This window comes from Phocaeicola salanitronis DSM 18170 (assembly GCF_000190575.1).
Classification (GTDB): domain Bacteria; phylum Bacteroidota; class Bacteroidia; order Bacteroidales; family Bacteroidaceae; genus Phocaeicola; species Phocaeicola salanitronis.
The window spans coordinates 3,497,706-3,509,362 of sequence record NC_015164.1; the positions used below are offsets into that span (position 1 = coordinate 3,497,706).

Genomic DNA, 11,657 nt, shown 5'->3' on the forward strand with positions numbered 1-11,657 from the left:
GAGGTGCATTATGAGTGATGTGATACGTTTGTTGCCGGATTCCGTAGCCAATCAGATTGCGGCGGGCGAAGTGATACAACGCCCTGCGTCCGTTGTGAAAGAGTTGGTGGAGAATGCGGTAGATGCAGGTGCACATCAAATTGATGTGCTGGTTACAGATGCCGGAAAGACATGCATTCAGGTGATTGATGATGGCAAAGGCATGTCGGAGACGGATGCGCGTTTGGCTTTCGAACGTCATGCGACATCGAAAATACGTGAAGCGTCTGATTTATTTGCCCTTCATACGATGGGGTTCCGGGGAGAAGCGTTGGCGTCGATTGCAGCAGTGGCTCAGGTAGAGTTACGCACGTGTCAGGAAGGAGAGGCGTTAGGCACCCGGCTGCTGATAGCCGGCTCGAAAGTAGAAGAGCAGGAGGCGGTGGCATGTCCGTGCGGAAGCAATTTCAGCGTGAAGAACTTGTTTTATAATGTGCCGGCCCGCCGTAAGTTCTTGAAATCGAACCAGACGGAGCTGAGTAATATCTTGGCGGAATTCGAGCGTATCGCTTTGGTGAATCCGGACATTTCTTTTACACTTTATCATAATGGGACGGAAATGTTGAACTTGCCGGCTATCCAGTTGAGGCAGCGAATCATGGGCGTCTTTGGTAAAAAACTGAACCAGGAATTGCTTTCCATGGATGTCACAACCAGCATGATACGGATGCATGGATTTATCGGAAAGCCTGAAACAGCCCGCAAGAAAGGGGTGCGCCAGTTTTTCTTTGTCAATGGGAGGTATATGCGTCATCCTTATTTTCATAAGGCTATAGCTGAGGCTTACGAACGCTTGGTGCCGGTGGGCGAGCAAGTTTCTTATTTTATTTATTTTGAAGTTGACCCTGCCCATATCGATGTAAATATCCATCCGACCAAAACTGAAATCAAGTTCGAGAATGAACAGGCTATCTGGCAGATTCTTTCTGCGGCGGTAAAAGAGACATTGGGACGTTTTAATGCGGTTCCTTCCATTGACTTTGATACGGAAGGCATGCCCGATATTCCGGCTTTTGAGTCGTCAAGGCAAGGACGCGTTACGCCTCCTTCCGCTTCTTACGACCCTTCGTACAATCCGTTTCATGTTTCTTCTTCGGTTCCTCCTTCTTCTTATTCGGCAGCATCTTCGTTTCGGAAACCGACTGATTGGGAACCTCTTTTCGACGGATTAGAGCGGAAAACGCCTGTAGAGCCGGAAGCAGAGGAAATGCCTCCCGAAGAGCCTACGCTTTATGATGCCCATCCGGAAGAAACGGTAAAGGAGATTACCACTCAGCACTATCAGTACAAAGGAAGCTACATCCTTACTTCCGTGAAGTCGGGATTGATGATAATCAACCAGCAACGGGCGCATGTCCGTATCTTATATGACCGGTATATGCGTCAGATAGCCGACAAGCGCCATGTTTCCCAGCGTCTGCTTTTCCCGGAAATGGTGCATTTCTCGGCTTCGGAAATTCCGGTGTTGGAGGAGATAAAGGATGATTTGCTGGCTTTAGGTTTCGATTTGAGCAATTTGGGCGGAGGTTCTTATGCCATTAATGGGGTGCCTGCAGGCATTGAAGGGCTGAATCCGGAGCGTTTAGTGACCGATTTGGTGCAGACAGCTATCGAAAAGGGAGTGCATGTAAAGGAAGAAGTACAGTCGCTGTTGGCTCTTTCGTTGGCAAAGGCTTCGGCAATTGTTCCGGGGCAAGTGCTGACGTCCGAAGAAATGAACAACTTGGTGGATGGGCTTTTCGCCGTTTCTACACCGAATTATACTCCCGATGGAAAGATTGTGCTTGCCGTAGTCAAAGAGGAAGACATTGAAAAGCTTTTTAAGAATTGATAAAATGAATGTCTGCCAACACCACGTAAGGGCGTATGCGATACGCCCCTACAGTTTATTGGAGGAAATGGGATATTCATTATTGATAATTGTCAATTTAGAAGACTGAAAGGTATCTTTCTCCTGTGTCAGGCAGCAAGGCTACGATGTTTTTCCCTGCGTAATCCGCATCTGATGCAAGTTGCAGGGCAGCGTATGCGGCTGCGCCTGAGGATATGCCTGCCAGCAGCCCTTCTGTAGCCGCCAGTTCTTTTTCCATGTGGAGCGCATCCTCGTCTTTTACCCGGATGATACGGTCTGCTATGTCCGTGTCGTAAGTTTTGGGAATAAATCCGGCTCCGATGCCTTGAATGCGGTGCGAACCTGCTTTCCCGCCTGACAAGACGGCTGAGGCATCCGGTTCCACTGCGATGATTTCTATCTGCGGATTATGTGCTTTCAGTCCTTTTCCTACACCGCTTAAGGTACCTCCTGTACCTACGCCGGCAATAAATACATCTATTTTCCCGTCGGTGTCTTTCCATATTTCTTCTGCTGTGGTCCGGATATGGGCAGCAGGATTAGCCGGATTCTCGAATTGCTTCAGAATGATGGCACCGGGAATTTCCTGTTGCAGCTCGTTGGCTTTACGGATAGCTCCGTTCATTCCTTCGCTTCCGGGTGTCAATACAAGTTGGGCACCCATGGCTTTCAGCAGCATCCGCCGCTCTACGCTCATGGTTTCCGGCATGGTCAGAATGGTTTTATATCCTTTAATGGCAGCAATCCATGCCATGCCTACTCCTGTATTTCCACTGGTTGGTTCAATCAGGGTTGCTCCGGGCTGTAGAAGCCCTTTTTGTTCCGCATCTTCTATCATGGCAAGGGCTATACGGTCTTTTACGCTTCCGCCGGGATTGAAATATTCCAGTTTTGCCAGTATGGAAGCCTTGGTGTGGTATTTTTCACTCAAACGGTTCAGTTTCAGGAGCGGAGTGTTGCCGATGAGTTCGGTCAGTTGCTGGTAAATTCGTGCCATAATCTTACTAATTGATGTCTTATAAAACAAAAAAAGAGAAAACTTTCGTTTCCCCTTGCTGCTGTTGCGGAGGCCTGACTCGAACAGACGACCTTTGGGTTATGAGCCCAACGAGCTACCAACTGCTCCACTCCGCGATATTGATTTGAACTTGTTGCGGAGGCCTGACTCGAACAGACGACCTTTGGGTTATGAGCCCAACGAGCTACCAACTGCTCCACTCCGCGATGTTAATCCTTAATTTCCTAAATCGACTGCAAAGGTACGGGTTTAGTTTTAAATATGCAAATAATTTGCCGTTTTTTTTGCGACAATGAGCCAATGCCATGCAAACTCCGGTTGCGTGAGGCATAACTTATACGCTGAAAATTTGTGTAGTCGGAAGAAAAACCGTACTTTTGCACACACCATTTGATGTTGTGCAATAGAAGTAGATACGATGACCGTACAGAAGACCAAAGCAAAATTAGTGGATGTAGCCCGCCAACTCTTTGCTAAGAAAGGGGTGGATGCTACGACAATGAATGATATTGCCGTGGCTTCGAAAAAAGGAAGGCGTACACTCTATACTTATTTCAAGAGCAAAGAGCAGATTTATATGGCTGTAGTCGAATCGGAATTGGAGATGCTTTCCGATACGATGGAAAGAGTTGCACAAAAGAACATTCCTCCCGATGAAAAGATTCTGGAATTGATTTCCACCCATTTGGATATTGTAAAGCTGGCGGTGTACCGTAACGGTACGCTGCGTGCCAATTTCTTCCGTGATATATGGCGTGTAGAAGCCATGCGCAAGCATTTCGATCAGAATGAGATGAAATTGTTTCGGGAGGTTCTGAAGGAGGGAAAAGAACAGGGCTTGTTTGATATCGACAATATAGAGATTACTGCAGACATTCTGCATTATTGCATTAAAGGGATTGAGGTGCCTTATATACGCGGACAGATAGGAGAAGACCTTGACGATGAAATAGGTTGGCGTTACGTAGCAAAGATTGTCTACGGGGCATTGGGAAGAAAGGAGTAAAACAATATGGGCTGCTGAAATTCCCAAGAAAGAGCCTAAGCCTAAAAAAACTCAATAACTTATAAACTGAAAAACGAAAGAACTTAAAAGCTAAATAACTTAAAGATTATGGGATTATTAACAGGAAAAACAGCGATTATTACGGGTGCTGCCCGTGGTATCGGTAAAGCGATTGCGTTGAAGTTTGCCGCAGAAGGTGCAAACATCGCATTTACAGATTTGGTGATAGACGAAAACGGAAAGAAGACAGAAGAAGAAATTGCCGCTTTGGGTGTAAAGGCTAAAGGCTATGCTTCGAATGCTGCCAGCTTCGAAGATACCGCAAAGGTCGTAGAGCAGATTCATGCCGATTTCGGTTCTATCGATATCTTGGTGAACAATGCCGGAATCACCAAAGACGGGCTGATGATGCGTATGAGCGAAGGGCAATGGGATGCCGTTATCAATGTGAACTTGAAGTCGGCTTTCAACTTTATTCATGCTTGTACACCGATTATGATGCGCCAGCGGAGCGGAAACATCATCAACATGGCTTCGGTGGTAGGCGTACACGGTAATGCCGGACAATGCAACTATGCTGCATCAAAAGCCGGACTGATAGCATTGGCAAAATCAATAGCTCAGGAATTAGGCTCTCGTGGCATCCGTGCCAACGCGATTGCTCCGGGCTTCATCATTACCGATATGACAGCTCAGTTGTCCGACGAAGTGAAAGCGGAGTGGAACAAGCGCATTCCGTTGCGTCGTGGCGGTACGCCTGAAGATGTGGCGAATATCGCTTTGTTCTTGGCTTCAGACATGTCTTCTTACGTATCCGGTCAGGTGATTCAGGTAGATGGCGGTATGAATATGTAATTTGCGTTGCCTGGGCGTATGACTATCGTATACGAAGACAATCATATTATTATCGTCAATAAGACTGCTTCCGAAATCGTACAGGGCGACAAGACGGGCGACACGCCTCTTTCGGAAATGTTGAAACAATACATCAAAGAGGCGTATGCCAAGCCCGGAAACGTGTTTCTGGGCGTTACCCACCGTCTGGACCGTCCGGTCAGTGGATTGGTGGTTTTTGCCAAGACCAGCAAAGCATTGTCACGCCTGAACGATATGTTCCGCAACGGTGAAGTAAGGAAGACCTATTGGGCGATTGTAAAGCAATGCCCTCCTGCCGAAGAAGGCGAGTTGGTCCATTACCTGGTGCGTAACGAAAAGCAAAACAAGTCGTATGCTTACGACCGGGAAGTGAAGGACTCGAAGAAAGCCGTTTTGCATTATAAATTGATTGACCGTTCGGAAAACTATTATTTGGTGGAAGTTGACTTGAAGACCGGGCGTCATCATCAGATACGCTGCCAGTTGGCAAAGGCAGGATGTCCGATAAAAGGAGACTTGAAGTATGGTTTTCCGCGTTCCAACCCTGATGGGAGCATTTGTTTGCATGCACGGACGGTGAGTTTCATTCATCCGGTTTCGAAAAAGCTGATAGAAGTTACAGCTCCGCTGCCCGAAGGGAATCTGTGGAAAGCATTCCAGACGATTGGATGAAAGTAAAAAGAGGACGCTTCACAGCGTCCTCTTTTTGTATTAACACATAGGCATCTTCATTTTATCAAAACTAATAATTCAATCTTGAATATTATTTTTGACTTAAATTTCTTATGGGGTTGGGTTTGTAGTTTAGTTAATGTTCCGTTTAGTAGTTTTTATGTATCGTTTCAATTCTCTATAATTATACATGCAAATAGTGTGCCAAGAGGCGATGGGTTTGTAAGACATTGATTTTGAATGCGTATGTGTTTTTTCGTGTAGACGCTGGAACGGGAACGGGTGGGGAATGTCGCGACAACGGTGTGGAATTATTCCACGCTTTCCCCGTTTATGTTATACAGTTTCATCTTATTGTATAGTGTTTTGCGGTCGATTCCTAATAGCTGGGCAGCTTTGGTCTTGTTGTATCCGGTGCGGTGAAGCGCGTGCTGGATGCGCTGCTTTTCCAGGCCTTCATCGTGCAGGTTAAACGATTCGGAAGCAGGTGCGGAAGGGGAGGTGAGGATTTCTTCACCCAGTTCGTTCAGGGTAATAAAATCGCCTTGGGCAAGCAGGGTTGCCCGTTTCACGGTATTTTTCAGCTGGCGCAAGTTGCCGGGCCATGTGTAGCGTTGAAGGGCTTTGCTGGCTTCTGCGTCAAATCCAATCAGGTTTCTTTCCAGTTCGCGGTTTGCCTGGTCCAGAAAGAAATTAGCGAAAAGCAGGATGTCTTCGGGACGTTCTTTTAGGTCGGGCATGCGCAGCGTAAATTCGTTGATGCGGTGATACAGGTCTTCGCGGAAGGTTCCTTTGGCAATCCCTTCTTTCAGGTTTTCGTTGGTGGCGCAGAGCAGGCGGACGTCCACTTCGATTTCCTTGGTCGACCCGATGCGGCGGATGCGCCGTTCTTGCAGGGCACGCAACAGCTGGACTTGTACCTCATATCCCAAGTTCCCTATTTCGTCCAGAAAAAGTGTGCCTCCGTTGGCTTCTTCGAATGCGCCGGTCTTGTCAGCCAAGGCACCGGTAAACGAGCCTTTGATGTGCCCGAAGAATTCGGAGGCAGCCAGTTCTTTCGGTATCGAGCCGCAGTCGATGGCAATAAAAGGTTTTCCGTTCCGCTTGCTAAGCTCATGGATGCGGTGGGCTACATACTCTTTTCCTGTTCCGCTCGAACCGGTAATCAGCACCGACATTTGGGTGGGGGCTACCAGCCGCACATAGTTGAACAGTTGGTGCGCGGCTTCGCTTTCTCCTTCCAGAAAGTTTTGCGTGAAGGGTGTAGATGTTTTTTCCTGCAAGTCAGCAGCCGGTATTTCGGGTTTCCCGATATTTTCCTTTATCTTGTTCAGCAGTTCGTCAGGGTGGATAGGTTTGGCGATGTAGTCGCTTGCCCCGTGTTTCATGGCTTGTACGGCACTTTGTATCTCGGCATAGCTGGTCATGATAATAAAAGGAGTATGGCAGGACTGTTCACGGAGCCATGTCAGCAGGTGAATGCCGTCTTGGTCGGGCAGGCGTAAGTCCGATAAGATCAAGTCATACGTATGTTCGGCAAGCAGCTTACGGGCACGTGTGTTGGCACTTGCCGTATCTACCTGGAACCCTTTTTTCGTCAGCCATGTTTTCATCATGGTAGAGAACACCAAATCATCTTCAACAATCAATATAGAAGAAGCCATACCTTACATTATCCGGTTTGCGTTTACAAAATAAAGATACCTTTCCCTTGCTTTCCGTAGCAATTGAGGCAAAGATACTATTTTTTCGGAAAGAATGCTTCGATTTCTCATGTTTTTCGTCAAATAGTTAGTTACATATACAAGATTCGCAGGCTTTGCTTGTATGCTCCATGCCGGCGGAAAACGCGGGCATCCGCATCGTGTGACATGACCGCCTGATTTGCCCGGAACGGCTGCCCGCTTCAGCCTGCACGGGCAGTCGTGTTTCTCAATGGATACGGTTATGCTTTCTTTCCTCATCGGTTGGATAATTGGTTGGAAAAACGTATCTTTGTATCACTTCTAAAAGACGATGCGTATGAAACCCCTTGAACCACGAAAGTATCCGGTCGGAATTCAGGTATTCTCGATGATACGTAATGAACACTACCTGTATGTCGACAAGACGGAATACGTCTACCGCATGACACATGCCAACAGCAAGTATATGTTCCTGAGCCGTCCCAGACGTTTCGGGAAGTCGCTGCTCACCGATACGCTGCAATGCTATTTCGAAGGGAGGAAAGAACTCTTCGAAGGGCTTGCTATTGAGAAGTTAGAAACGGAGTGGACGGAATACCCTGTGCTGCACTTCGACATGAGTACGGCAAAGAATTTGAATAAAGAAGGACTGGAGGGCGAATTGAACCTGAAACTGAAGGCATACGAAAAGATATATGGGTATGACGAAGCAGAAACAGAAGTAAACCAGCGCCTGCAAGGCTTGATAGAACGGGCTTACCGGCAGACAGGCAAAGAAGTCGTGGTGCTGATAGACGAATACGACGCGCCTTTGCTGGACGTGATGCACGAGGACGAGAACCTGCCCAAGCTGCGCAACGTGATGCGCAACTTCTACAGTCCCCTCAAGGCATGCGGCAAATACCTGCGTTACGTGTTCCTGACAGGCATCACCAAGTTCTCGCAACTCAGCATCTTCAGCGAGCTGAACAACATCGAGAACATCAGCATGGATACGGCATACGCGGCGATTTGCGGCATCACCGAAGAAGAAATGCGCACCCAGATGGACATAGACATGGAATTGCTGGCAGACAAGTTAGGAACAGGAAAGGAAGAGGCCATGGAACGGCTGAAGGAAAACTATGACGGCTATCACTTCGCATGGCCCTCGCCCGATGTCTATAACCCCTACAGTCTGTTGGGAGCACTGAACAAAGGCAAACTGGAATCGTTCTGGTTCGGAAGCGGAACGCCCACCTACCTGATAGAAATGCTCAACAAGTACCAGATTATTCCGCAGGCTATAGGCGGAAGACAATGCGAAGCCAGCGATTTCGATGCGCCTACCGAGCGTATGACCGACATCACGCCCCTGCTTTATCAAAGTGGATACCTCACCATCAAGGACTATTCTCCTTTCTCGGAGCTGTACCTGCTGGACATTCCTAACAAAGAAGTGCGCATCGGGCTGATGAAAAGCCTGCTTGCCAACTACGTGAAGCGTCCTGCCGAGCTGAGGACGCTGGTAGGGCAAATGGCGGAACGTATCCACTTCGATGACATGGACGGGGCGTTGAGGCTGATGCAGACGGTGCTTTCCACCGTTCCCTATTGCGAGAATACCCGCTACGAAGGGCATTACCAGCAGATGCTGTACCTGATTTTCACTCTGCTTGGAAACTTTTCGGATGTAGAGGTACGCACGCCCACTGGAAGGGTAGACGTGGTGATGCGCACACACTCCACCTTATATATAATAGAGCTGAAGCTGGACAAAAGCGCGGCTGAAGCCCTCCGTCAGATAGACTTGAAGCAATATCCCGAAAGGTTTGCCCTCTGCGGACTGCCCGTAGTAAAGGTTGGAATCAATTTCGACACCGAACGGCACACGCTGGAAAGCTGGGAAATAAACATGGAACACAGATGACACAGGCGATTATTTTAAAAGGAACGCAAAGACGCAGAAACGCAGCGTTTTATTTTAGAGAGCAAAGCGCACAGAGAAGGACGTTTGGTTCCGTGACCTTTGCTTTCTCTAAATTTTTCCTCTGCGGCTTTGCGCCTCTGCGTTCAACATAAAGAATCACAAATGATTCAGTGTAAAATAATAACACTAAAAGACGATGCGTATGAAACCCCTTGAACCACGAAAGTATCCGGTCGGAATTCAGGTATTCTCGATGATACGTAACGAAAACTACCTGTATGTCGACAAGACGGAATACGTCTACCGCATGACACATGCCAACAGCAAGTATATGTTCCTGAGCCGTCCCAGACGTTTCGGGAAGTCGCTGCTTACCGATACGCTGCAATGTTATTTCGAAGGGAGGAAAGAACTCTTCGAAGGGCTTGCTATTGAGAAGCTGGAAACGGAGTGGACGGAATATCCCGTGTTGCACTTCGACATGAGCATGGGCAAGCATCTGGACGAAAAAGCGTTGATAAGGTATCTGCAAAGTATCCTGCAAGACAATGAAATCCGCCAAGGCACTCAGGCACGGGAAACAGAAGACGTGAATGTCCGTCTTAAGGATTTGATAATGGACACGTATGCCAAATATAACAAAGAAGTCGTGGTGCTGATAGACGAATACGACGCGCCTTTGCTGGACGTGATGCACGAGGAAGAAGAGCTTCCCAAGCTGCGCAACGTGATGCGTAACTTCTACAGCCCTCTCAAGGCATGTGGCAAGTATCTGCGCTATGTGTTCCTGACCGGCATCACCAAGTTCTCGCAGCTCAGTATCTTCAGTGAGTTGAACAACATACAGAACATCAGCATGTTGCCTGAATACGCGGCGGTTTGCGGCATCACCGAAGAAGAGATGCGCACCCAAATGAACATAGATATGGAGTTGCTGGCAGACAAGTTGGGGACAGGAAAGGAAGAGGCCATGGAACGGCTGAAGGAAAACTATGACGGCTATCACTTCGCATGGCCCTCGCCCGACATCTATAATCCCTATAGTTTGTTAGGGGCACTGAATGAAGGGCGGCTGGCGTCTTATTGGTTCGGAAGCGGAACGCCCACCTACCTGATAGAAATGCTCAACAAGTACCAGATTATTCCGCAGGCAATAGGCGGAAGGCAATGCGAAGCCAGCGATTTCGATGCTCCTACCGAGCGCATGACCGACATCACGCCCCTGCTCTACCAAAGCGGATACCTCACCATCAAGGACTATTCTCCTTTCTCGGAGCTGTACCTGCTGGACATTCCTAACAAAGAAGTGCGCATCGGGCTGATGAAAAGCCTGCTCGCCAACTACGTGAAGCGTCCTGCCGAGTTGAGGACGCTGGTAGGGCAAATGGCGGAACGCATCCACTTCGATGACATGGACGGGGCGTTGAGGCTGATGCAGACGGTGCTTTCCACCGTTCCCTATTGCGAGAATACCCGCTACGAAGGGCACTACCAGCAGATGCTGTACCTGATTTTCACCTTACTGGGAAACTTTTCGGATGTAGAGGTACGCACGCCCACTGGAAGGGTAGACGTGGTGATGCGCACGCACTCCACCTTATATATAATAGAGCTGAAGCTGGACAAAAGCGCGGCTGAAGCCCTCCGTCAGATAGACTTGAAGCAATATCCCGAAAGGTTTGCCCTCTGCGGGCTGCCCATTGTGAAGGTCGGAATCAACTTCGATACCGAAAGGCACACGCTGGAAAGCTGGGAAATAAGAACGGGGCAGGGATAATCTAATATGAATATCCGCAACCAACTCCTGTAGGGGCGTATCGCATACGCCCTGAAAACATCCATGTGGATTAGTTGACGCATTCGGGCGTATGCGATACGCCCCTACAGGAGATGTTTGCGGATTTCAAAAAAATACATATCTTCCGATGGGTTGTATATGCAAAAAAGGCGGAGACCGCTTTTGCCGTCCCCGCCTCTTTCAGGTTAGTTTGTTATTTGACTTATGGATCAATCTTTAGGTTATCTGTATTTTTCCCAATAAGACCTTGTGTCGTATTCGACATCAATTTGATCTCCCGTCAATGCTGCATCCCGATAGTGTAGAGTAATGATGAAAGGAGGTGTTGTCGTGTATGAATACGAATCGTTTCCGTTTTTAAATAATTCGTATGTATGGATATAGACTGTTTTGCTTTCTCCAGCATTTAAGGTTATATTACTTAAGGGAGGATTATTCAGGTAAGTATTCGCAGAATAAATCTTAACTGATTTACGGTAAGGAGGGTATTTCCCATCATTTTCAGTCAAATAAAAATCGCTTGATTTTAATGTTTGATTATAACTGCTATGTAACGTTACTTCCATGAGCATAGTACCAGTAGTGTGCATGGTATATCCTGCGTCCATGCTTCCGCTTTCTGCATCTACGTAACGAATATCAAGCAATTCACCTCCTAAATCGTAGCTAAGTCGATACCAATCTGCACTAAACCATAATTTGCACTTCTTGATTGCACTTCATTTATTTGATTATCAAATTCTTCTTGTTGGCAAGCTGTTAAAATGAATATGGATAGCAAGATAAAAATTGTATTTTTCAT

The 11,657-nt window shown here is 47.6% G+C and carries 10 protein-coding genes and 2 tRNA genes; 6 read left to right on the forward strand and 6 right to left on the reverse strand.

The genetic code is table 11. The features are described from left to right. Nucleotides 1–10 precede the first annotated feature (10 nt). Entirely contained in the window at nt 11–1,870 is a 1,860-nt protein-coding gene (mutL, locus tag BACSA_RS14945) for a DNA mismatch repair endonuclease MutL (RefSeq protein ID WP_013618870.1), read from the forward strand. Between the two features lie 97 nt (nt 1,871–1,967). On the opposite strand, the gene cysK is transcribed toward mutL, so the two are convergent. The 3 genes from cysK to BACSA_RS14960 form a co-directional block, all read right to left on the reverse strand. Then, nucleotides 1,968–2,888 carry a cysteine synthase A gene (gene cysK / locus BACSA_RS14950; RefSeq protein WP_013618872.1) on the reverse strand — a complete coding sequence of 307 codons (921 nt, stop codon included), beginning with the start codon at nt 2,886–2,888 and terminating at the stop codon, nt 1,968–1,970. Nucleotides 2,889–2,952: 64 nt separating this feature from the next. Next, nucleotides 2,953–3,025 (reverse strand) — tRNA-Met (locus tag BACSA_RS14955). Between the two features lie 17 nt (nt 3,026–3,042). After that, a tRNA-Met gene (locus BACSA_RS14960) sits at nt 3,043–3,115 on the reverse strand. Between the two features lie 212 nt (nt 3,116–3,327). On the opposite strand from BACSA_RS14960, the gene BACSA_RS14965 reads away from it, so the two are divergent. The 3 genes from BACSA_RS14965 (at nt 3,328) to BACSA_RS14975 (ending at nt 5,463) form a co-directional block, all read left to right on the forward strand. Beyond that, on the forward strand, nt 3,328–3,915 hold the full coding sequence (locus BACSA_RS14965; protein WP_013618873.1) for a TetR/AcrR family transcriptional regulator: 588 nt from the start codon (nt 3,328–3,330) through the stop codon (nt 3,913–3,915). Between the two features lie 108 nt (nt 3,916–4,023). Then, complete coding sequence (gene fabG / locus BACSA_RS14970) at nt 4,024–4,770, forward strand: 3-oxoacyl-[acyl-carrier-protein] reductase (RefSeq protein ID WP_013618874.1); 747 nt, start codon at nt 4,024–4,026, stop codon at nt 4,768–4,770. A gap of 18 nt (nt 4,771–4,788) precedes the next feature. Continuing rightward, nucleotides 4,789–5,463, forward strand: coding sequence for an RluA family pseudouridine synthase (locus BACSA_RS14975; protein WP_013618875.1), 675 nt, complete (start codon nt 4,789–4,791; stop codon nt 5,461–5,463). A 311-nt stretch (nt 5,464–5,774) separates the two neighbouring features. On the opposite strand, the gene BACSA_RS14980 is transcribed toward BACSA_RS14975, so the two are convergent. Further along, nucleotides 5,775–7,127, reverse strand: a complete 1,353-nt coding sequence (locus BACSA_RS14980; protein ID WP_013618876.1) for a sigma-54-dependent transcriptional regulator — start codon at nt 7,125–7,127, stop codon at nt 5,775–5,777. A gap of 358 nt (nt 7,128–7,485) precedes the next feature. Between BACSA_RS14980 and BACSA_RS14985 the strand changes: the two genes are divergently transcribed. Next, a complete protein-coding gene (locus tag BACSA_RS14985) occupies nt 7,486–9,057 on the forward strand; it encodes an ATP-binding protein (protein WP_013618877.1) in 1,572 nt (523 codons plus the stop codon). 202 nt (nt 9,058–9,259) lie between these two features. Beyond that, the gene (locus BACSA_RS14990; RefSeq protein WP_013618879.1) at nt 9,260–10,834 is read left to right on the forward strand and encodes an ATP-binding protein; all 1,575 of its coding nucleotides are present in this window, start codon (nt 9,260–9,262) and stop codon (nt 10,832–10,834) included. Nucleotides 10,835–11,076: 242 nt separating this feature from the next. Here the strand turns inward: BACSA_RS14990 and BACSA_RS14995 are convergent, their stop codons facing one another. Beyond that, a complete protein-coding gene (locus BACSA_RS14995; protein WP_013618880.1) occupies nt 11,077–11,463 on the reverse strand; it encodes a hypothetical protein in 387 nt (128 codons plus the stop codon). Nucleotides 11,464–11,510: 47 nt separating this feature from the next. Then, on the reverse strand, nt 11,511–11,657 hold the full coding sequence (locus tag BACSA_RS20285) for a lipoprotein (protein WP_013618881.1): 147 nt from the start codon (nt 11,655–11,657) through the stop codon (nt 11,511–11,513).

Bases quoted from the DNA above. Each gene is read 5' to 3' on its own strand.
- mutL (WP_013618870.1), top strand. From the start codon at position 11: ATGAGTGATGTGATACGTTTGTTGCCGGATTCCGTAGCCAATCAGATT.
- BACSA_RS14985 (WP_013618877.1), top strand. From the start codon at position 7,486: ATGAAACCCCTTGAACCACGAAAGTATCCGGTCGGAATTCAGGTATTC.
- BACSA_RS20285 (WP_013618881.1), bottom strand. From the start codon at position 11,657: ATGAAAAATACAATTTTTATCTTGCTATCCATATTCATTTTAACAGCT.
- fabG (WP_013618874.1), top strand. From the start codon at position 4,024: ATGGGATTATTAACAGGAAAAACAGCGATTATTACGGGTGCTGCCCGT.
- BACSA_RS14965 (WP_013618873.1), top strand. From the start codon at position 3,328: ATGACCGTACAGAAGACCAAAGCAAAATTAGTGGATGTAGCCCGCCAA.
- cysK (WP_013618872.1), bottom strand. From the start codon at position 2,888: ATGGCACGAATTTACCAGCAACTGACCGAACTCATCGGCAACACTCCG.
- BACSA_RS14980 (WP_013618876.1), bottom strand. From the start codon at position 7,127: ATGGCTTCTTCTATATTGATTGTTGAAGATGATTTGGTGTTCTCTACC.
- BACSA_RS14990 (WP_013618879.1), top strand. From the start codon at position 9,260: ATGAAACCCCTTGAACCACGAAAGTATCCGGTCGGAATTCAGGTATTC.
- BACSA_RS14995 (WP_013618880.1), bottom strand. From the start codon at position 11,463: ATGGACGCAGGATATACCATGCACACTACTGGTACTATGCTCATGGAA.
- BACSA_RS14975 (WP_013618875.1), top strand. From the start codon at position 4,789: ATGACTATCGTATACGAAGACAATCATATTATTATCGTCAATAAGACT.